This is a genomic window from Sphingobium sp. BHU LFT2 (assembly GCF_018604485.1).
Classification (GTDB): Bacteria; Pseudomonadota; Alphaproteobacteria; order Sphingomonadales; family Sphingomonadaceae; genus Sphingobium; species Sphingobium yanoikuyae_A.
In genome coordinates this window covers 108,534-130,984 of the sequence record NZ_JAFCGW010000006.1, presented here as the reverse complement: position 1 = coordinate 130,984, position 22,451 = coordinate 108,534, and the positions used below count along the sequence as shown (strand labels likewise).

Annotated in this window: 12 protein-coding genes and 1 tRNA gene; 7 read left to right on the top strand and 6 right to left on the bottom strand. The window is 62.1% G+C overall.

The window, feature by feature from the left end; all coding sequences use genetic code 11:
- Positions 1-117: 117 nt before the first annotated feature.
- Genes JQK15_RS13700 through JQK15_RS13685 form a run of 4 tightly spaced genes read left to right on the top strand, consistent with a single transcriptional unit; the run spans position 118 to position 5,721 of the window.
- Positions 118-1,368: an NAD-dependent epimerase/dehydratase family protein gene (locus JQK15_RS13700; RefSeq protein WP_214866102.1), complete on the top strand. Its 1,251-nt coding sequence runs from the start codon at positions 118-120 to the stop codon at positions 1,366-1,368.
- The gene (locus JQK15_RS13695) at positions 1,365-2,954 is read left to right on the top strand and encodes a cellulose biosynthesis cyclic di-GMP-binding regulatory protein BcsB (RefSeq protein ID WP_214866101.1); all 1,590 of its coding nucleotides are present in this window, start codon (positions 1,365-1,367) and stop codon (positions 2,952-2,954) included. Before JQK15_RS13700 ends, JQK15_RS13695 begins: the two co-directional genes overlap by 4 nt.
- The gene (locus JQK15_RS13690) at positions 2,954-4,825 is read left to right on the top strand and encodes a glycosyltransferase family 2 protein (RefSeq protein ID WP_214866100.1); all 1,872 of its coding nucleotides are present in this window, start codon (positions 2,954-2,956) and stop codon (positions 4,823-4,825) included. The genes JQK15_RS13695 and JQK15_RS13690 overlap by 1 nt, the downstream gene beginning before the upstream one ends.
- A complete protein-coding gene (locus JQK15_RS13685; protein WP_214866099.1) occupies positions 4,822-5,721 on the top strand; it encodes a hypothetical protein in 900 nt (299 codons plus the stop codon). Before JQK15_RS13690 ends, JQK15_RS13685 begins: the two co-directional genes overlap by 4 nt.
- 67 nt (positions 5,722-5,788) lie before the next feature.
- Here the strand turns inward: JQK15_RS13685 and JQK15_RS13680 are convergent, their stop codons facing one another.
- The 3 genes from JQK15_RS13680 to JQK15_RS13670 all read right to left on the bottom strand — a co-directional run bounded on the left by JQK15_RS13680 (position 5,789) and on the right by JQK15_RS13670 (position 10,478).
- Entirely contained in the window at positions 5,789-6,757 is a 969-nt protein-coding gene (locus JQK15_RS13680; protein WP_214866098.1) for a 2OG-Fe(II) oxygenase, read from the bottom strand.
- A gap of 67 nt (positions 6,758-6,824) precedes the next feature.
- Positions 6,825-9,917, bottom strand: a complete 3,093-nt coding sequence (locus JQK15_RS13675) for a TonB-dependent receptor domain-containing protein (RefSeq protein WP_169861595.1) — start codon at positions 9,915-9,917, stop codon at positions 6,825-6,827.
- A 484-nt stretch (positions 9,918-10,401) separates the two neighbouring features.
- A tRNA-Arg gene (locus JQK15_RS13670) sits at positions 10,402-10,478 on the bottom strand.
- Positions 10,479-10,536: 58 nt separating this feature from the next.
- Between JQK15_RS13670 and JQK15_RS13665 the strand changes: the two genes are divergently transcribed.
- From JQK15_RS13665 to JQK15_RS13655, 3 genes are all read left to right on the top strand, one after another.
- The gene (locus tag JQK15_RS13665) at positions 10,537-10,935 is read left to right on the top strand and encodes a hypothetical protein (protein ID WP_214866097.1); all 399 of its coding nucleotides are present in this window, start codon (positions 10,537-10,539) and stop codon (positions 10,933-10,935) included.
- A 47-nt stretch (positions 10,936-10,982) separates the two neighbouring features.
- Positions 10,983-11,501: an NUMOD4 domain-containing protein gene (locus tag JQK15_RS13660; protein WP_214866096.1), complete on the top strand. Its 519-nt coding sequence runs from the start codon at positions 10,983-10,985 to the stop codon at positions 11,499-11,501.
- A 181-nt stretch (positions 11,502-11,682) separates the two neighbouring features.
- Positions 11,683-11,952, top strand: a complete 270-nt coding sequence (locus tag JQK15_RS13655; RefSeq protein ID WP_214866095.1) for a hypothetical protein — start codon at positions 11,683-11,685, stop codon at positions 11,950-11,952.
- Here JQK15_RS13655 and JQK15_RS13650 read toward each other — a convergent pair.
- The 3 genes from JQK15_RS13650 to JQK15_RS13640 all read right to left on the bottom strand — a co-directional run bounded on the left by JQK15_RS13650 (position 11,935) and on the right by JQK15_RS13640 (position 22,425).
- Positions 11,935-12,201, bottom strand: coding sequence for a hypothetical protein (locus JQK15_RS13650; protein ID WP_214866094.1), 267 nt, complete (start codon positions 12,199-12,201; stop codon positions 11,935-11,937). The genes JQK15_RS13655 and JQK15_RS13650 overlap by 18 nt on opposite strands.
- Before the next feature lie 321 nt (positions 12,202-12,522).
- Entirely contained in the window at positions 12,523-12,825 is a 303-nt protein-coding gene (locus JQK15_RS13645; RefSeq protein ID WP_214866093.1) for a hypothetical protein, read from the bottom strand.
- A gap of 60 nt (positions 12,826-12,885) precedes the next feature.
- Complete coding sequence (locus JQK15_RS13640; protein ID WP_214866092.1) at positions 12,886-22,425, bottom strand: DUF7359 domain-containing protein; 9,540 nt, start codon at positions 22,423-22,425, stop codon at positions 12,886-12,888.
- Between the last annotated feature and the right edge of the window lie 26 nt (positions 22,426-22,451).

The window sequence follows — 22,451 nt, the reverse complement described above, 5'->3', positions numbered from 1 at the left end:
GTATTTACCCCGATAGCTCTTGGGCCGACGAAGCGGAATCATCCGACCTCCCTTCTTCTCGATTGCCGGCCGCCCCGCACATTTCCGGTGCGGCACGCGCCAGGGACAGGAGATCGTGTGGCGAAAAAGATATTCGTGCTGGGCGGCGATGGCTTTTGCGGCTGGCCGACAGCGTTGCATCTGTCCGAACTGGGCCATGAGGTCGTCATCATCGACAATCTTTCGCGTCGCCGGATCGACGCGGAACTGGGCGTCCACAGCCTGACGCCGATCGCCATGGTCGACCAGCGGCTGGATGCCTGGCACCAGGTCAGCGGGCGGACCATCCGCTTCCATTATCTCGACGTCGCCCAGGATTATGCCCGCCTCCTTGCCCTGCTGGCGGAGGAGCGCCCCGACGTCATCGTCCATTTCGCCGAACAGCGCGCCGCCCCCTATTCGATGCGCGGGCCGACCGAGAAGCGCTATACCGTCAACAACAATGTCGGCGGCACCCACAATGTCCTGACCGCGCTGGTCGCCTGCGATCTCGACGCGCATCTCGTCCATCTCGGCACCATGGGCGTTTATGGCTATGGCGGTGCCGGCTTCGAAATCCCCGAAGGCTATCTGACCGTCCAGATCCACGACGATGCCGGTGCCCCGCATGACTGGGAAATCCTGTATCCGACCCGGCCGGGCAGCGTCTATCACATGACCAAGTCGATCGATCAGCTGCTGTTCCAATTCTATGCCCAGAATGACCGGCTGCGCATCACCGACCTGCACCAGGGCATCGTCTGGGGCACCCAAACGGCGGAGACCCGGCGCCACCCCGCGCTCGTCAACCGGTTCGATTATGAGGGCGAATATGGCACCGTGCTCAACCGCTTTCTGGTGCAGGCGGCGCTTGGCCATCCGCTGACCGTCCATGGCACCGGCGGCCAGACCCGCGCCTTCCTCAACATCCAGGACACGGTGCGCTGCATTGCGCTCGCCGTCGCCCATCCGCCGGAGCGCGGCGACCGGGTCAAGATCATCAACCAGATCGCCGAAAGCCTGCGCGTGCGCGACCTAGCCCGTCTGGTATCCGACCTGACCGGGGCGGCGATCGAATATCTGCCCAACCCCCGCAAGGAAGCGGCAGAAAATGATCTCGACGTCAGCAACGCCACCTTCCGCGCGCTGGGCCTCGACCCGATCCTGCTGACCGACGGCCTGTTGGCCGAGACGCTGGAAATTTCCGCCCGTTATGCCGACCGCGTCGACCAGCGCCACATCCCGGCGCGCACGGCCTGGACGCGCGAACAGCAGGCGGCGCTCGACCAGGCGGGGCCGATCGAGACGATCCGCCCCGTCCTGCCCGGCATGGCGGGAGCGGGCCGATGAGATTATGGGTCATCTGCCTTCAGGCGCTGCTGTTCATCGGCCTGCTCATCGCGATCGGCCAGAGCGGCCTGTTCGACACGATCATGGGCCGCAACGTCCGAATGGGCGACCCTCTGTTCGAGGATTATCAGCGCGGCTCCATCCCCTTCATCGATGTCGATGGACGCGACGTGTTCGTCGCTCAGTCGCACCCGGACAATCCCCTGATCCTGTCCGGCTTTCCGGCCTATGCCAGCAAGCTCTTCCGCCTGCCGACCGACAGCCGGCCGCTCAGCGGCACCTATAATATCGCCTTCGCGACCGACGCCGTGCCCGATGCCGAGGGTGCGCTGCGGATCAGCATCAACGGGGTCAAGCGCGCCGACGTCGTGCTGAACCAGGGGCGTTTCAAGCGGCGTGCCAAGATCGAATTGACCCCCGCCGAACTGGCCTCGGGCCAGTTGGAGGTCAAACTGGCGCTGGTCGGGCGTGGCCCGATGGCCGAATGCACGCCCAATGAAGCGCTGGCCGCCGTCGTCACGATCCTGCCGGAAAGCGGCCTGCACCTCAAACTGGACAAGGCGCCGTCCACCACCCGCGACCGGCTCGCCTTGTGGGGCGACCTGATCCCGGTCAAATGGGACGAGGATGACAAGGTGGCGGATCTCGCCACCCTGCTCGCCGCCGCACGGCTGAGCGAGAAAGGCTATGGCATCTATTTCGGCGAAAGCGGCTATGCCGCCCAGGCACTGACCGACATCGACAAGGGCGCAGCCATCCGTCCCGGCCGGACGCAGGCGCTGCGCTATCCGGTCAGCCTGGTCAGCGCGATCGAGAATGGCGGCGCACGCCGCTTCGATCGGGAAACCACCTGGCGCTATCGCTATGATGTCGGGCAATTGCCCAATGGCGAACTGCCGTCCGCGCTCGACCTGCGCCTGCTGCTCGGGCCGATTGCCGAAACCCGCACCGCGCTGTTCGTGACGCTCAACGATCATCTGCTCTTCACCCGCACCCTGACCGATGAGGATCAGCGCTTCAGCCATTCGATCGCGCTGCCGACCGCCGATCATCTGGACCGCAACCAGTTGGAAATCACCCTGACCGCGCATGAGCGGGAAGAAATGCGGTGCGGCGCGCGCCGTCTGATCGCCGCGGAAATGCTGCCGGAAACCATCTTGCGGGGCGGCGGCGAACGGCTTGTGCCGGCGATCGTCCAGTTGCGGGGCCTGCTTGCCGCCAATCGCCCGGTCGCCTTGAAGGCCGGCGCACTGACCGCACCGCAGGGACAGGCCACAGCCCAGTTGCTGGGTCAGATGCGGCCCAGCGCCCTTGCCTTCGGCACCCAAAGGCCGGGCACCACGATCGAGGTGCTGACGGGCGACATTGCCGCCGCGCTGGCACGGGTCCGCCCCGCCGGACGACAATGGCTGGTTCACTTCCCCGATGACCGGCGCGAAGGCGTCATGGTGGAACCCTTCGCGCGTGGTGCATCGGCGGCCAGGGCAGCCGTGGCCCTGCTGGTGACGGTCCATCGCCCGGTTCCCGTCCCGCCGCCCGCCACGCCGGCGACCACCCCGCTGCGCGCAACAGCCCCTGCCCCCTGATGCCGCCGCCCCCGGATTATGACCGGACCCAGGCCAATTTCCAGTCGACGGACAGTTTCGCCGGCGGGCTGGCCCGCCCGGTATCGATGTTGCGCGCACCCGCCCTGCTGCTGACCTTCACGACCATCGCCCTGTTCCAGCTATGGTTGTTCGAACTGGGCTTTCTCGACCGCTTCTTTCGCACCCATGATTATGTGTTCGGCCCCTATCTGGGCTTCAGCGCGATCTCGATCCGGACCTTCATCTATTCCTATTTCATCTCCTTCTCGCTCTATGCAGCGGGATCGGTGCGGGCGCGCACCCTGCTCTGCCTCGACCTGTGCCTGCGCTACATGGCGCTCTGCACCATCCTCGACCTGGGCAGCGTGGCGCTGTTCGCCTATGTCGGCACCCCCTTTTCGCTGGCCGCGATCCAGGTCATGGCCGGGCTAATGGGCATGGCGGTCTTCGCCTTCGTCATCATCCGGCGCGGTACCATGCCCGCCCCGGTACCGGTGCTGCGCGGCCCCCAGCCCAAGGGGCGCGCCCTCTACCGCCTCGCCATTGCCGGTACGATCGCGGCGATCATCGCCATCTGGGCGGCACAGCAACCGATCCTGCTGTTCGAGGAGATGCGCGACATCAGCCTGCTCGGCGGCATCGGTCCGGGCGTCATCCTGTTCGTGCTGCTGACCTTTGCCCAGCTCTACATCGTTGCCGTCGCCGAGCGCTATCGCCTGTCGCGCCCCGACTTCGCCGCCCCGGTCAGCGTCATCGTGCCCGCCTTCAACGAACAATATGTGATCGGCCAGACGATCCAGCATATCGACCGCGCCGCCGCCCATTATGGTGCGGAGGTCGAACTGATCGTGATGGACAATGGCTCGGTCGATGGCACGGCGGACATCGCCCGCGCCGTGATCGATGCCTGCTCCGCGCTCAAGGGGCGGGTCGTGCATGTCGCGACGCCCGGCAAGGCCCATGCCCTGAACGAAGGCGTGCTGCATGCGCGCCATCCGTTCATCGTGCGGATCGACGCCGACACGCTGGTGGGCGAGGATAATCTGACGTTGGCAATGCAGAATTTTGCCGATCCCGATGCCGGCGCGGTCGGCGGCGTGCCCTTGCCGCCAGGCGGCGCGATCTTCGATGCCGGGCGTCTGGTCGAGGTGATCGTCAAGCATGGCTATTATTCGCCCGCGCTCAGCGTCATGGCCGGGCTGGTCGGCATTCCCGGCATGTTCGTCATCTATCGGGCGGACGCGCTGCGCCGGGTCGGCCAGTTCGCCTCCGGCATGAATGGCGAGGATACCGACATCTCGCTGCGCATCGCCGAACTGGGCTATCGCACGCTGGTCGATCATCGGGTCAGCTATGTGTCCGAAGTGCCGACCAGCTTCGCCCATCTGCGCGAACAGCGGCTGCGCTGGTTCCGGTCTGTCTATCATGTCAGCGCGCGCGCCCATTCGCTCATCAGCGCCCCGGACTTCAGCATCCGCGGCAAGCTGGTCCTGCCCTATATGCTGATGAACACCGCGCGCCGGGCGATGATGATCCCACTCGTCATCTTCGGCCTGCTCGAACTGTTCATCACGTCGAGATCGATCGCTTTGCCCCATTGGCAGGCGATCGTCGCCGTGCTGGTCGGATCACCCATGGTTGCCGCGGCGATCGCGATCCTGGCGAATAATCGCCCCCGCGCCCTGCTGGCGCTGCCCCCCTACATTTTCTTCCGCGCGCTGCGCGCCTGGTACACGCTTGAATCCGCGCTCACCATCCCGATCACCTCGATGTCCACGCGCATCCAGATCGGGCGCGACCCCTGGCCGCAAAGCCCGCCGCCCGATCCGCTTCCCCCGCCATCCCCCCCTTCATCGCCGGAGGTCTCATGAAACAGATCGTCATTCCCGCCGCCCTGCTGGGTCTTGCCGCCATGCCCCAGGCCGGCTGGGCCAAGCCGGGCGACCTGTCGGTCGAGGGTGAACTCTCCTACGGGCTCGACGTGGTGCCACCCGACGTGGTCGACAACAGTCCCGATCAGGATCGGATCAAGTCGCTGTTCACCGGCGAAGTGGGCCTGGCCTATGATGCCGGCCCGGCGATCCTGCGCGCGTCCGCGGGCGCCCACATCTATCCCTCCGAAGCCGATTATAATCGCTATCCGCTGACCGTCGGCGCGCAGATCGACTGGCCACTGGCGGCCAGGGGGCGGACCAGGCTGCGCTTCCAGCCCAGCTATGAATATGTGCTGGGCGATGATGGCCGGGTGTTCGATCGCGCGCGCATGGATGTGCAGTTCATCCACCGCCACAATCCTGCCCACACCAGCACGGTGCGCCTGCGTTACGGCTATCGCAACCAGAGCGAACAGCGCTTCCAGGGCTATGACCAGAGCGAGTGGCTGGGCGAACTGCGCCATCTCTGGCGGCCGGGCGGCGGCCAGACCCGCATCATGGGGTCGCTATTGGGCCTGCACGCCAATGCGCAGGCCAACCGCTTCAGCTATAATGGCTATGGCACGATGCTGATCGCCCGCACGCCACTGCGCGAGGGGCTGGAAGTCTATGGCCGGCTCTATCTGGTCCATCGCAACTACAAGGCGGCCTTCTCCAACGCTTACCCTTTCAAGCGGGAGGATACGCAATTGCGCCTGACCGGCGGCGTCGAACAGGCACTGACCTCGCGGATCAACCTGTTCGGCGAGGCCGGCTATGCCAGCAATGATTCCAACGTCCCCACCCGCGACTATAGCGGTTTCGTCGGCCGCATCGGCATCCGCTTCCACTGAGCGTGAAAATGCGGAGAAGCTCCGGTCGGGCGCAAGCCCCGACACGACTTGGGCCCGCCCCGCATGCTCACGGGTCCCAGGGATCGTGACGATCATGCCTGATCCAGCGGGTGCATAGCCATTTCTGTCCCGCCATGACCGGCGCGCCCAGATGCACGGCGGCTTCCGCCGCCTGCCCCTGCGCATCGGTGTTGCGGAACAGCAGGGCATCGCCCTTCCGCCCCTTCACCGACAGGCCCAGCCGCGGGAAGATCGTTTCCCCGCCGGCATAGCCTTCGTTGAGATAGATCAGCATCGTCCATGCCCGCTGGTTGCGGACATGGGGCAGGCAATCATGATGCTGCCGATATTGCTGGCCGACGGCATAGCGCAGCAATGTCAGCGGCTCGCCGCCCGACAGCATCGTCCCACTTGCCGCCGCAATCCGCCGGTTGATCGCCTGGATCACCAGATCCTCGCGCGCCGGGCCGAAAATCCCGCCATCCGACGTGCGGACCGGATGCGGTATGGGCCGGCCACTGCGCGGATCGATCACCATCGCCGGTTCCAGCAGCGCCTGGCCTTCGCTGATGACATGATGGCATTCGTCGCCCGTCAGGAACTGGCGGAACAGCCGGACATCCCAGCCACCGGCCAGCGCTTCGCCCTCGGGCACGGCCACAGGCGCACCGTCCGGGGCCAATGCCATGCGATTGATCAGCGCCAGTTGCTGCTGCGCAACCGGATCACCCTGCGCCGCGATCTTCAACCGGGCCAGCGCCTCCGTCCAGTCGACCGGCCCGCCGCTGCCATTGGCGGTCAGCGCGATTTCCATCAGCGCCGCATCGACATGGCCGATCTCGACCGCGCGGCGCAGCAGGCCCCTCGCCCGCTCCAGATCGCGCGCCACGCCATGGCCCGCCAGATGCCAGGTGGCGAGGTAGAAGAGCGCATCGACATCGCCCTGCGACGATGCCTGTTCCAGCCGGGCGACAGCCTGCGCCACTTGGCCGGATGCGGCCAGTTGCCGGGCATGGGAAACGATGGGGGAAGTCATGGCCAAGCAGAAAACGAAAAGGGCCGGAAGTCAATCCGGCCCTCTCCCTTACAGCATGTCGCTGCGATCAGAACTTGGCGACGGCGCCGATATAGCCATAGCGGCCGCGGACGTCGTAGATACCCGACCCCGCACCCACGCCGGTCAGGCCGAAGGGCGGTGCGCGGTTACCGATATTGTCGACACCGACATAGATGTTGAACTTTTCGGTCACGTCATAGCCCATACGTGCGTCGTGATAGAAGACGTCGGGATATTTCTTGAGCGAGGCATAGTCCGCATTCTGCGGCGGCAGCCCGTTGACCGAGTTATAGTCCTCATAGGTGTTGAGGTACATCTTGTCGATCCAGCGCATCTGATAGCCGATCGTCAGCTTGCCGAACTTCACGTCGCCGTTGAAGTTGACCTGGTTCTTGGGATCGCCCAGTTCTTCCAGGATCTGGTTGCGGAAGCTCGGATCAGCCGGATTGAGATATTCGTTCCGCTTGATCATGCGCGTGTAGACCGTCTTGAAACCAGCCGAACCCCAGCTGAAATCATGACGATAGTTGAGTTCGGCGTTGATGCCTTCCGCGGTCAGCTTCGCATAGTTGAGCGTGGTCTGCTGCAACGAACCCTGAAGCACCTGATAGGCCGCTTCACCCGACGGACCTTCGGTCGCGCCGTTACGCGTGAACAGGCCGCAGAACGGATTGTCCAGATTGGGTGCGTCATAGCAGGCGTTCAGGATCTGCTGTGCCGACGGCGCGGTGATGACGTCGTCCACCTTGATGTTGAAATAGTCGACCGACAGCGACAGGCCCGGAATCCAGCGGGGCTGCAGAACGCCACCGACAGTCCAGCTGGTCGAGGTTTCTTCCCGCAGATTGGGGTTGCCGCCCGAAATCAGCTCGATCGACGAGGTGTAGACGAAGTCATAGTTGGTCGGCACGCCGGCCGCACGGCAATTGGCCTCGCGATAGGAGGAACCGGTGCCGATGTTGCGCAGCGAGCAGGGATCGTTCGGCGCAGGCGCAAAATTCTGGCTCTGCTCCGAATAGAGATCGACCACGTTGGGCGCACGGATCGCCTTGTTGTAGGTACCGCGGAAGCGGATGTCCTGAACCGGGGTCCAGGTCAGTTCCGTGCCCCAGGTGTAGACGGTGCCGGTCGCGCCCTTATAGTCGGACACGCGGCCCGAGGCATTGGCGGTCAGTTCCTTGAAGAAGGGAACATCCTTCAGGATCGGCACGCTGATTTCGCCGTACAGCTCCTTCACTTCGAACGCCGGGGCGCGGAAGGTCGGGATCGCGTTGTAGAAGGCGTAGCCCTGCTGGGTCAGCTCATCCAGGTCATAATAGACCTTCTCGCGGCGATATTCGCCACCGACCGAGAAGCCGACCGGGCCGCCGGGCAGTTCGAACCAGGCGCTGGTATCGCCCGCCACGAAGCCGGACGCCACGAACTGCTTGATCTTGCCGGTCGCGACCGTGTCCATCAGCACATAGTTGCGCGCAGCCTGCGAGACTGAGCCCTGGCCGAAGGGATTGATCGGAACGCATGCCGCAATGTCGGCGGCCAGGATGGCCGCATCCGCGCCATAGTCGACCGTGCCGGCCGGATTCAGCTTCGAACGACAGACGATGTTGCCGGCGGCGTCGCGGGTGGTGTCGATACCCAGCAGGTAGCGCTGGACGTTGACATTGCCCTTTACGACATTCTTCTCGCGATGCTCGCCATAGTTGACGGACAGTTCGTAGTTCCAGTCGTCGTTGAAGTCGCCGCGGACACCGACAACAGCGCGATAGGTTTCACGACGAATGGCTTCGTCACGAATGCCGAAGTCGACCCAGTTGCGACGCAGGTTGAACCGGAACGTGCCGGCGTTGATCGCAGCGCGCTGCGCGTCGAGCTGCGCCGCCGTCAGGGCTGCGCCGGTATTGGCATTGACGGTCGTCGCCAGCAACTGCTGGGTCAGGAGCGTGCGGGCCTGGTCCGACAGGAACGGGTTGTCGAGACGGATGCGTTCGCGGCCGCCCGGATCGCCCAGCGTCGTGCCCTGCGAGAAGAAGGGACCGCTCTGCGAGCCATAGGCGTCGGCCCGGACATATTTCGCTTCCCAGAAGGGCACGAAGGACGGGCTGAACTCATAATGGCCCATCAGGTTGACCGAAATGCGTTCCAGATTGGGGCTCAGCGCCAGCAGCTTGCCTTCGCGGCTGCTCGTGCCGTTGCCACCGACATAATTGCCGTTGGGGCCCAGGCCGATGCGCTCACCGGTCTGCGGCACCAGCGTGCCGTCGGGCTGGAACAGCATGTTGCAGACAAAGGCCGCGCCTACCGCATCACGACCGCAGGCCGCGTTGCCGGCGCTCTGGAAGATGCCGGTCTGGCCGCCCAGCGAGATGGTGGCCGAACGCACGTCGCGGAAGAACTGGCGGTCGAACACGCCGTCCGAACCGTTGGCGGTGCCGGCCGGGTCGGTGTCGACGACGATGAACGCATCATTCTGGCGCATGGTCGGACGGTTGGAACCGTAGAAATCGTCCGACTGGGCATATTCGACGTTGATCGCGATATTGCCGCGGCCATCGGCGAAATTCTTGCCCGCCAGGATCGAAGCATAGCGGTTGCCGGCGTCGCCATATTTGCTCGCGCCATTCTGGCCGCGCACCTGGACGCCTTCATAGTCCTGCTTCAGCACGAAGTTGACCACACCGGCGATCGCGTCCGAACCATAGACCGACGATGCGCCACCGGTCATCACGTCGACGCGTTCGATCAGGTCGGTCGGGAAGGTGTTGGTGTCGGGCGACACGCCGTTCGACAGAACGTCGGAACCGACATGGCGGCGACCATTGACCAGCACCAGGGTGCGCTGCGTGCCCAGGCCGTAGAGGTCGAGCAGGTTGAGGCCGCGCGTGCCCAGGAAGCGGGTCGAGTTCTGCTGGCTGAAGGTGCTGCGCAGCTGCGGCAGCTCGTTCAGCGTATCACCGACCGACAGCTGGCCCGTCTCGAAGAACTGCTCGCCCGAAATGGTGGTGATCGGCGCATTGGCTTCCAGATTCGGACGACGAATGCGCGAACCGGTCACGACGATCGACGACGCGACCTCCCCAGTCGCTTCCGGATTGCGATCGGCTTCGGTCGTCTGCGGCGTGGCGCTGCTCCCCTGCGCCATGGCTCCCGTTGCAAAGGCGAAACTGCCCGCCAGGGCAGTAAATGTCAGAAAGCTATATTTTTTCACGAAGCTCGGTCCCTGTTAAGACGTACGCGGACCCTCTCCCGCGCCGCTGCGCACAGGGTGCCCCAACTGGGACGCAAGACAAGCGATATTGTAATATCCTTGTCACACATTGAAATTTTCGTGAAACATGTGACCGTCGTGCAACAGCATGACGCGCAACAAAATGTCACGCTCGCGCCCCACCGATGAGCGCGTAAGTCATTATAATTTCAGGAAAATGGTGCACCCGACGGGATTCGAACCCATGGCCCTCAGATTAGGAACCCTATGACCATACCGCCAAATATGACGGAATACCGTGATTTTTATGGATCGACCGCCAGATTGTCAACGGCCAAGTAGTCAGCCAAGTAGTCACAGCTTTTTGGCCACGGTGCGGGGTAGTCACCGGGTAGTCAGGCGGTCGATCGGGGGAAGGTGGTGGTCCCGGCGCGATTCGAACGCGCGGCTTCGAAATTAGGAATTTCGCACTCTATCCGGCTGAGTTACGGGACCACTCAACGGGGTCAATATCTCCCCGGCGCAGGAAATGCCAGCCCAGATAAGTAGGATCATGGACACCCATGATCTTCAGACCGATCCGATCGGCTCGCTACCCCACATGCTCGCTGGCACCGGCTGCGACTGGTCCACCGTCGACCTCTCCGATTTCGACCTGACGGACCTGTCGCCCGATGAACTGGCCGAACTGGGCCTGATGCCTCCCCGCCCTCGTTACGTCCCCCGGCGCGCGCCCGCATGGCAGACCACCGATGCCGAAGCCGAGCATCTGGACCAGCCCCATTTCGTCAGCGCCTTTGGCCGCGCCCGCTGGTTCGCCCTTCAATCACTTCATCGTGCGATCATGCTGGAGAACGATCCAGTTGAGGCTTCCCGACTGACGATGGAAGCGGCGGCGATGGAAATGATGGATGAGGCCGACCTGTTGATCGCCGACCTCAAGAATGGCTGAAATTTCGGCTTAAAGCCGCCTGTTTATGTAACTCCGCTAAATATTGGATGATAGAAAACATCCATGAGGAGTGGCGCTCAATCAAGGGCTACGAAGGCTTTTACGAAATCTCAAATCTGGGTCGGCTGCGATCATTGGACCGGGTTTCATCCGGTCGCCGACGCAAAGGCCAGCTAATGAACCCCAGCCCGTCCAGCGCCGGTTATCTGATGACCGTGTTCTGCCGCAACGGTCTGCAAACTGGGGCCTACATTCATCATCTAGTGGCCGAAGCATTCATCGGAATGCGTCCAGATGGCTACGATGTTTGCCATAACGATGGCGATCGTTTGAACAACCGGGCTGATAACCTGCGATATGACACGCGCGCGGGCAACTTCGCCGACAAGCGCAAGCATGGCACCTCTCGTTACAACCCAAACACGCTGACCGCTGAAATCGTTAGGGTTATCAAGGCAGGCTTGAAAGCAGGTCGGAAAGGCGCGGAATTGGCCCGTGAATTCGGGGTCACGCCGCCGACTATCAGTCACATCAAGACCGGGCACACATGGAGCTATGTCGATTAATATGGACTGGGGAATCCCCTCCCCCGTATCATCAACCTACCGGCCACGCAGGAAGATCAAATTCGATCTTCACCCGATTTGAGCGCTCATTTTCTGCGCGGTTGGTGACCTCTGATTGACGACCCAAGGGGGCCGGTCCGCGCGCAGCGGATCGGCCCTTTCGACTAAGTAATCGGTGAATTTGATCGACCTGTTTTATGCCGATTATCGCCGCGACCGTCGCGCAGAGGATCGCAAGCGAACCGTGACGATGTGGCGGCAATTCGTCATCGCAACCCTCAAAGAACGTGATTTTTGGACTACCGGGCGCATCCGGCCCAAGACGACCGGTGACCATGTGATCAGGTTGGAATGGTGGTGGGATGCCCGGTCAGACGAAGAACTGCTGGGCCTGCTGGAGATACTGAACGGGCTGCGGAAACGGTCGCGGCGATCAGCCCAGACCGAATAGCTTGGGGGCGAAATAGCCCACCAGAGGCAGGACGATCGCGGCGATAATGCTGCCCGCCACCATCAGCGATGACCAGCCCGTCCGTGCCGTGGTTTCGATCGTGGTGATCCGCACTTCGTGATCATTAAGCTTGGCCTCATGACCATCGGCGCGCGCGGCCATCGACGTCAGCGTGTTCTGGATGCCGTCCAGCTTGCCGTCGAGGCGGCCAAGCAACATCAGCATATCGTGCGGGATCGGATCGGCCATTATCGTGCCAGACCGTCAGCGATAGCGGTGATAATCGCCACGCCAGTCGTGCCCAAGCCGATGCGGGCAACATTGGTAAGGACGACGGATCGCACCGGGGGGAGGAGCCAGAGCCACTTTGCAGCGTTTGCGACGGTCGAGGCCGTTGATTTCAGTCGATTTTTGAATGCGCGGGTCATGCACCTATTTATGCCAACCCGGTCTTTTCATCCGGTCGGACGATCAGCCTGACGTTGACCCGCTTGTTGATGCGGCTAGGCTGATGGTGATCCCGGCGCGCACCCCTTAATTCCCCCCGAATTTTGGCACGTCGGGATCACCTCAAGGTGACGGGTCCATCAGCGCGGTCACGATTCCAAACATTGAAGTGATGGCATCGATCGCCTGATCGCGAAATTCTTCCCAGTCCCTACCATCGCGGGCAATGCCCCGGCTGACCTCTTCGATGATACGTTCGTCGCGGCTGTCGAGAGCGGTGCGAAGGACGTATTCGCAAACGCGAGCCATTTTGAAGCTGCCGTCGACCTGCACAAGCGTTCCATGCTGATCGACCGAGTCATCACCCAGTTGGTGGCGAAGTTCGCGCACCGCCGCATCAACAACGTGCTGTCTGAAATCGTCCATGGCTGATCCTCCGATGTCGATCCGCTATTGGAACGAATCTGCATCGGAGGCGCAACCATCTTACTCGACCGTGTTCACAACGACCCGCTGGTTCGCTGTGCCCGAGGGCGTGAAATTGCGGGTGATCGACGCTGTAAACGTTCGCTGGGCCGTGGATCGCTCAGGATCGGTGTAGGTCAGCGATTTACTGTAGGTGTATGTATATTCGATGAAGCCGGGCTGACCGTCAGCAGGTTCGGGACGCACACCAAACAAGCCGATGTAGCCGGTGCATCCGCCTTCGCTGGCCGCCTGTCCGCCGTTCTTGACCAAGGTCAGCGCGAACTGGCTGCCATCTTTGTTATCGCTCTTGTAGCCCGTGTGACCGCTGCCACCGCCATCATCGACGATCGTGTAGCCCTGCGATTGAAGCGTCGAAATCGCTGAATTGTAGTTGTTTCGGCCAGTCGCGTTGGCTGGATAATCGGCGCGATTGACCGACGACCATGACCAGCTTGCATTGACCACGATCTGATTTCCGTTCGAGCCAAACGGCCCGATCGTCGTGCTGGCATTGTTGGTCAGGACCGATGTCGCATTCGTGTTGCGCAGGGTGCCCGCCAGCAGTGCGCCGCCAAAGTAGGCCGAGCCATCGTTGCGCAAATAGCTGGTCGCATTGGATTCGCTGCACTGGTTGATGTTCGACAGCGCCGGGCCGAACCACTCGATAAACTGGTTGTTGGTTCCAAACCCGCTTCCCGACACCTTCATCACGCTGCCGTTGTTGAAAATGATACGGCCATTCGTGACGTCGAACTGGGTCGAACCAGCATTGTTGCGGATCATGCCCGCAAAGACCGTGCCCATGTCGGCGGTGATCGCGGAAAGCTGACCGACGCTTAGGCGGTTGGCCTGAATCGTCCCGGTCGTGATCCGGTCGCCGTGCATGATCGTGCCGCCATAGTTGACGTTGAGTTGATTCCCACCCCACCAAGCAGCGACCTGAATGGCGTTGTCGCTCATCATCAGCCCCTGATTTTGCGTGTAGGAGAAGGTCGTCGCGCCTTTGCTCCAGTAGATGAACTGGTGCGCGACCGCGCTGCCGGTGCTCCCAGCGGCGACCGCCGTAGCGACCTGATTATTGTTATCATCATACCAATAGATGAAACCGTTGGACCATTCGACGCGGTTGAGCGTCGGGTTCCATTCAAAATTGAATCCGATAAAGCCGATGTTACGGTTACCCAGCGTCAGCTTGTTGGCCGTGATCGTATTGGCCGCAATCGAACCACCTTCGATTTTGGTGTTGTCGCCGCCATTGCGCCAGCTTGCCAGCGAGGTCGACCCGCTGATCAGGATTTTACCCGGATCAATCTGGGTCGACGCAGCATTGACCTGAGCCGCCGGGTTGTATTCGCCATCGGACGCATAGCGCCAGCCAGCGTGATGCCATGTGATGTCATTCGCCGTCGCCATGCTGCCGATGCCGCCATAGTGGTTCATCAGATACATTTCAGGGCGAGTGGACGAACCTGCCGTCGTCGCAACCAGCTTGCGGAAGGAATAGGTCTGGCCTGCACTACCGTTTCCAGCCACACCACCCCAAACTTCAGGATCGGAGGCGAAGCGCAGATAGGTGTCAGCACCACCCTGCGCGCGGACAAGAATACCCGCGCCCTGAAGGTTTCCGCTGTTCAGCGTGATATCGGCTTCAATGACGATCCAGCGCCCGGCATAGAGCGCATAATTGCCCGCGTTGGTGCCGTTGTCGCCGGTTTGGACCATACCGTTTTGGCCATTGGCCGTCGCGGTGATGCGCACCGACTTGCCGCCACGTTCGCCGGTCACCTTGGTAGCCGTGCCGCTCCCGCCCCAGCTATTGAAGCCATCAGGCAGCGTGCCCGCCCACGCCGAAAAATCTCCGTTGTAGGTGTTGAGTTGGCCCGTGTTCGCAATCGCGTTGTTGATCGTGCCAAGCGAAAAGCCTGTCCCGCTGATCGTCAACGATCCCGGCAAGCTGGTTGCCGAGTTGATCTTGTCGCCAGTGATTTCGCCAGCCTTGATCTTATCGGCGGTGACAGCGTTGGCCTGCAACTGGTTGGCGCTGATCGAATTCGCGCCCATTTCGTTGACGGAAATCGACCCGGCGACCAGACGGTCAGCGCCAATGCTGCGCCCGGCGATGCGGTCACCGGCAAGTGTCCCAGCGATGATATGATCGCTGATGATTTCGCCAGCTTTGATCTTGCTCGCGGTGATCGCGCCATCGACGATCAGTTCGCCAGACGCTGCCGGGCGCAGGACCGGCTTGCCCCAAAATGTCGGATCGCCGCTGCCCGCCGTGCGCTCGCTCTGAAGACACATGCGCAAGGCGGTGACACCTGACGGGACCGTGTAGATGCCGCTGACCTTGGTCCAAGCCGTTTTGGTATCGGTCCAACCGACCGAAGTGATCGTCACGGTGCCCGAAAGTGTCAGGTCGGCGGTGCCAAACGCATAGATGTTCGCCCGGCCAGCATGGCGGTTGAAGCACCACGCTTGCATGTAATACGATTCCCCCGGCGTGACCGACACCGCCGCTGACACGGCCTGATCGCGACCGATCGACTGGATGCGCCAGCCAGCAGCCGCCCCGGCGGTGTTGTCCTGCGAAAAGTTGGTGACGTTTTGCGTGGTCCAACTGTCGAGGATGCCATTCGACCAGCCATTATCGACGATGTTCGTGGTGTCGCCGATGACCAGCTTGTTGGCCGTGATGGTGTTCGCAGCGATAGCGTTGGCCGTGATCGTATTGGTGGCGATGTAGCCGCCGTCGATCGTGGTCGTGTTTCCATAGCGCCAGTCAGCCAGCGTTGTGGTGCCGGTGATGGTGATCTTGCCGGGGTCGATGGTCGTCGCCGCAGCGTTGATCACCGAAGCCGGATTAAGGGCGTTCGCGCGAATTGTTGCGGCCGATGTCCCCGCAATGTTGCCTGTGAAATTGGCCGTCGCGGTCGCGAGATTGGTCCAGCCCGCAATGGTCTGGATTGCGCCGATTTCGATACCGTTTTCGGTGCGGCGCGCCGCCGCAATACCAAAGCTGAAGGTGTCGTTTGGGCTGACGCCTTCGAAGATGTAATAGGAAGCCGCTGACGTGTTGACGTTGACGCTGACCGCCGAATCATTGAGGCCCGGCGCAGTCGTCGCCTTGCGCCAAAAAATCATGAGGAAGTCGGCCTTACGGGTGCCCTGCGTATAGGCGGCCCAATTCAGCGTGATGTTGCGGGTGCCGTTGGCATTGGCGAATACCGAGGCTGATGAAGGTGTCGGCGTGTTGGTCGGGACACCGGTCACCCGATATCCAGCGGTCCCGTCGAACGCGCCGCTTGCCTGTGTCTGGACCGTCCCGATCGTGTCACCAGAGGTGCCGACATAAAGGCCAGTCGGCAGGCGGTTATCCTCGATATTGCCACCCGCCACGACCGACATCTTGTTCGCACTGACTGCACCGACAGCGATCTTGCTCGCGACGATCGATCCATCGACGATCAGTTCGCCGCTGGATGCGCGACGGAAAATCGGGCTGACCGCCTGCAAACCCGATGCGGTTGAACTGACATCCTTGATGAACTGCATCGTGGCCACGCGCGCGTTCGCGGGCGCAGTGACGATCGTCGACAGCAACGGGAAGAAGCTGCCGGTCGAGTTGGTCCCGATCAGCGAATTGCTGATGTAGGCGGTCGCCGCGCTGTCCGAATACCAGTTGATGACGAACAGCGTCGGGATGCTGTTGCCGCTGTTGCGGACGCCAGCACTGACATAGTAGTCCTTGCCAGCCTCGATCTGGATCGGGGTCGAACCGAATTCAAGGCGATCAGTCGACGATGCCGCCGCCAAGAAATTTGTTGAAGTGTAAGTCCCAACCGCGAGGCCCGTCGTCACCGTGTTGCCGCGCCAGCAGGCGAGGTCCGACATATTCGGATCGGCCACCATGTTGGAGGTGTCGCCGATGGCCACCTTGCTCGCGATGATCGACTTGGCAGCGATCTTGTCGGCCGTGATCGCCCCGTCGACGATCAGTTCGCCAGACGTCGCCCGACGCACCACCGGACCATAGAACGACATCGCCATCGCTGCCGACGTGGCTTCCTTGCGCCACAACATGCGCATCCGCCGCGCGGAAGCGGGCGCGGTAACGATGCCGGAAAGAGTATAGACCGTGTTGGTGGTGGTAGCGTCGATGGTCCCTACCGTGGCGGACGACAGCCAAGTCGTGGCTCCTCCCGACGTCATCGAATACCACTCGACATAGAGCCGCAGCGTCGCGCCAGCCCCATCGGCGCTGACCTGCGAACTGACGAAGTAATCCTTGTCTCTTTCAACCGCGATCAAAGGGCTACGCGCATCGACCAAATCAGCCGATGAGGTCATGTTGGCGCGATTGGTCGAGGATGAAACCAAGCCTGTGCCGGTGAAGGTCAGGCCGTGGGTCAATACCCAGTCGGTATATGTCCGATCGACCAAATCGGGGTCGCCGAACATGTTAGACGTGTCGCCAACCAGCAGTTTGCTTGCGGTGATCGCGCCTGCCGCGACCTTGGTGGCGTCGATCGCGTTCGCAGAAATCTTGTCAGCGGTAATCGCCCCGTCGACGATCAGTTCGCCGGAGGCAGCGCGGCGCATCACGATGTTGGCAAAGCGCGCCTCACCGGTGTCGCTGTTGCCCGCCGATCTGGCGAGAAGGATTTTGGCGCGGCGCGCGTTAGCCGGTGCCGTGGCGATCATGTTGGTAGCGGTCTGGCCAGTGCCTGTGCCGCTGCCAATTACCGCCGTCGAAATCAGCGCGGTCGCGGCGATATCAGAATACCATTCGACCGATATCGTTGCCGTGGCGGTGTTCGAAGTCGACGTGAACGGGATGCCGCTGAAGGCGTATGCGGTGCTTTTCTCGACCGGGATGGCGGTCGAACGGACCTGCTGCGGCGCTGCCGCGTTGGACAAAATGCGCAGATAATAATCGGACGCGAACGCCGAAGTGGTGGTCGACAGCGTATAGGCGGCTCCAGTCCAGCTTGCCTGATCGTTGAAGCCCGGATCAGGCACCATGTTCGACGTATCGCCGATGAAGACCTTGGTCGCCGTGATCGCCCCGGCCGCAACCTTGTCAGCCGTGATCGCGCTCGCTGCCACCTTGGTCGCGGTGATCGCACCGTCGACAATGAGTTCACCCGACGATGCCCGCCGCATGACCGGTTCCATCAGCGTGGGGGAAGCCGCCGCAGCGCTGGCCGCCTTGCTCGCGAGGATCATACAAGCGCGTGCGGTTGCTGGCGCGGTGACGATCGCCGACACACGGCTGAGGGTGCCTGACGTGACAGGCGCACCGATCGTGCTGGACGAAATATAGGCGTAAACGCCGCTGACGTTCAGCGAATACCAGTCGACCTTGGCCGTGACCGTGGCAGTGCCACTATTCAGGCCAATACCCAGACTGGCATAATATTCCTTGTTCGGCTCGACCGGGATGTAGGACGATGCGATGTTGTAGGCCGTCGTCGATGAGGCAGCCCAAAGCCGATTGGTGGATGCGGCCACGCTGCCGGTTGGCCCAGTCGAAACCCCGCCCGGCGCAGTCCAGTAACTGGGGTCGACACAGTTCGCGTCGGTGACCATGTTGGAGGTGTCGCCGATCAGCAGTTTGCTGGCCGTGATCGATCCCGCAGCCACCTTGGTCGCATCGATCGAATTCGTCGCGATCTTCGTCGCGGTGATTGCGCCATCGACAATCAGTTCGCCCGACGCTGCGCGGTTGAGGATCGGATAGGCAACGTAGCCATAGCCAGCGTTGTTGACCGACGTCGACCAAACGACCTTGTAATCGAACTTGGCGAAAACCGAGTCGGTCGGTGCCTTGGCAATCGCGTTGTTGGTGCCATTCGCCGCCGCAGCCGCAGCGGTCGAACGATAGTCAGCAAGGGTCAGCGTCTGCGACGACGTGCTGGCACCCGACCCATCGGCCTTATACCAATAGATTACGATCTGGATCAGGCCGGTGAAGCCAGCCGTGACATACCATGTGCCGTTCAGGCGATAACTTGCACCGCCTTCGATTGAATATCGCTGGCTTGCCTGTGTCGCGATGCGGCTATCGGCCTGTGAGGTCGTGCCATTGCCGACGTCGGTTCGGAAGGCCTTGGGCACCGCCATAGCGTTGATGGCGGCGCTATCGGTCGAGAATGTGCCGCGCGTAAGCGCCCAATAGGCTTCGTCCGAGAAGGTCGGGTCTTGCACGTAATTGCTGACGTCGGCGACGACCAGCTTGGAAGCGGTGACCGAGTTGGCCGCCAGCTTGTCGACCGTGACCGCGTTGGGGCCGATCTTGGCCGCCGTGACCGCTTCAAGCCCGATCTTATCTTCCAGAACTGACCCGCCAGCCAGCTTGTCCGAGTTGACCGCGCCGTCGAACAGTTTGGCCGTGGTGATCGCACCATCACCAACTTTGTTGACCGTGACAGCGCCCTGCGCGATTTTGGCTTCAATGACCGCATTGGTGGCCAACTTGTTCGCATCGACTGCGCTGTTCGCCAGCTTGCCGTTCGAAATGGTCAGGTTGGCCATTTCCGCAGCCGTCACCGCGAGAGGTGCGATGTTGGTGGTCTTGACCTCGTTTGTGCCGATTTTGTCGCTGGTTACAGCGCCAGTGCTGATCTGTGCTTCGACGACCTTACCGCTGATCCCGGCCATATCGATGGCCTTGACCCATGCGCCAGCCTTCAGTTCGTAAAGCGTGCCATCAACCCAGACCTGATTTGACCCGGTCCAAGTCGCGACGTTCGGAAGGCTGGTGACACCCTGCGGAATCTTCACCCCGAGCGTGGGGTCAAAAACGTCGAGGCCAGCGCCCTTGGAAACGGTAGCCGACACAACGGCACTAAAGCCGCTGGCGTTGCCGCTGGTGTCGACCGCCTTGGTCCAGTAATAGCGCAAGGCCGACGCAGGCAGACCGCTGCGACGATAGCCGCCAATCTGGCCCGCCGAACCGTTGACCGTCATGATCTTGGTGGCAGCGCTGCTTGAATTCGCGGTGTGTTCGTAAATCTCGATGCGGTCGAGGTCGCTGGCCGATGGATTGGTCCAGTTGATCTGGATAGCGTCGAGCGCCTGCGCTTCCGCTACCATGCCGGTCGGTGCGCTTGGGGCAGCCGTATCGCGGGCCGTGGTGACGTTGAAGATGGCGGACCAGTTGCCGAGATTGGCGCTATCGTCATAGGCCGCGACACGGACGCGATAGACCGTGTTTGCGAGGATGCCCGCCGAATAGGCATAGGTCGTGGCCGTCTTACCGACGTTGCCGACCGGGATGAATGTGGTCGAGGAAGCGCCTTGGGCGATCTCGATCGAATAGCCCGCAAGGTCCGCCGCCGTCGATGCGGTCCAGCCAATGTTGAGGGTGATGATCTGGCCGCCGACCGCGTCAAACGCAGCCGTCGAAGTGACGGTCAGGCCGGTGACCTGATTGGGTGCCACGGTGTCGATCGGCTTGGCAGCAGCAGCCTGCGCGACCAGTGCGGCGGCATCAACGCCACCGACCTTGCCGATGAAATTCACGGTCGCCGAAGGCTGATATGGATTGGCACCCGACCGCGTCGACTTGACCGCCGTCGAGACGATCAGGCCACCGCTCGCGACATCGGGATCGACGACGCGATAGGCCTGAACATAGAAGGTATAATAGCGGTCAGCAGCGGTGCCATAGAGCGAGAAGGCGCGGCGATCGGCAGGCAGTTCAAAGGCCTGTTCCTCACCAACCGTGCCACCCAGCGTGTAGGCGCTGGAGGACAACGACGACCGCACGATGACCCGGAAACCGTCGATATCATCGTTCGAACCGGCCCAGTTCCACGCAAAGCGGATATCGGCCGAACCATCGGTGTTGGCGGTCGATGTGATCGCCGTGCCATCAGTCAGCAAGGTGGGTGCAGTGACCGGGCTGGCGTTACGATCGTTGCGAGTGTTGAAGTTGGTGACCGCGCTGGCCACGGTGGTCGCGGGAAGGCTTCCGACCATGTCGGCGGCAAGGCGCGCGATTTCGTTCAGCAGCGCCTGACGGGCCGTATAATAGCCATTCCACCGGCTGTTCCACGTCGACCGGGTGATCGAAGTGTTCTGGGTCGTGTCGGTGTATGCCGGTGACAGGCCCGACAGGTATGACGACAGGGTGTTGTAGGCGTTGGTGTATGCGGTCAGCAGCGTGGTGATGCCCGCGCCGGTCGCGCGGCTTTCGATCCCAGCCTTTTCCGCCGTGACCTGCTGGAATTCGCGAACGATGATCGCCTTTTCGGCGCGATCAAGAATCCCATCCGCGCCGATGTTGTCGATCTGCTGAAGGGCTTGGTCTGCATCAGCCTGTGCAGCATCCGCCGCAGCCTTCGCCGCGTCCGCAGCTTCCTTGGCCGCGATGATGTCATCTTGGGCTTCTGACAGCGCCGGGCTGATTTCGTCGGCGCTGTGGACAGCCCAGCAACGGTTATAACCAACACGAACGCGATAGACCGGGGGCGCGGCCTCATTCTGGACGATCGAACGGACCAACGGCAAGGCGCTGCGATCTTCGCGCAAAGCCGTAGCTGTCGAGGTCGCGTAATAGTTGCCGACCTGCCAATTGCCCTGACCATCGGCCATGAGGTAACCGCCCGCCTGCTGGAGTGCATCACGGGCGACATCGCCAATCTGGACCTGCGCCTTGGTGTAATAGGACCACGGAACCGCGCTGAACGCGGCAAAGCTGGCGGTCTTGATCTTCGCCGCAGGAACGCCAGCGGCCTTGATCAGCAGGGGAACGATGGTTGCGATCGACGCTGGATAGGTCGACCCGTCCTTGCCACCCTTGATGTCAGCGGTGATCTTGCCGGTCGGTTCAGCGCCCAGACGGAAGCAACCAATAGCCGGGGCCTTGATCCACTCACCGGGTTGCAGGGTGGCGTCACGCAAGCTGTTGTAGGTCGAAGCCGTCGTGCTGGCCGGGCCAAGGGTCAGCGCCTGCTCATAGACCGCCGTCACGTCCTGCGCCGCGCCGTTGTGGAACTGATAGATGAAGCGAACCGGATCGATCAGGATCGGTTCGATGTTGAGGCAATCACCGGCGGCGAATGGCTTCAGGGTGCCCTTCAGTTCGCTGGGGCCTTCAGCGTTGCCCGTGCCCGCGTAGCTGGCCGTCAGCAGGTTGCGGTTAAGGGTGGCTTCCGAACCAGACAGATTGATGGAACATTGCGCACCCTCGCGCTTGATCGCGCTGGTCGTGCCACTCAGAACCTGACGATATTCAGCCCATGGCGCGCCGATCGGGGCCACGAACATGGAGAAGGTCGCGCCGTCCCACTGGAGGGTTGCCCAGTCCTGATTTCCGAACTGAGGTGCGCAGACGAAACCGACCTCGCCGCCATTGCCTTCGAATGACTGCGCCACACCATCGCTGGCAAAGCGCCGGGTCGTGATCGGGGTGCCATTGATGCACGGCATCCACTGATAGCCGTTCAACTGGGTGCCGCGATCGTCCGCCCCCATCAGGGTCATGCGGACGGTTACAAACGATGAAGTAGCGGGGTTGTAAGGCGTCGCCTCGATCAGGATATTGTTGGTCACGCCATATTTAGTCGGCGTGGATCATC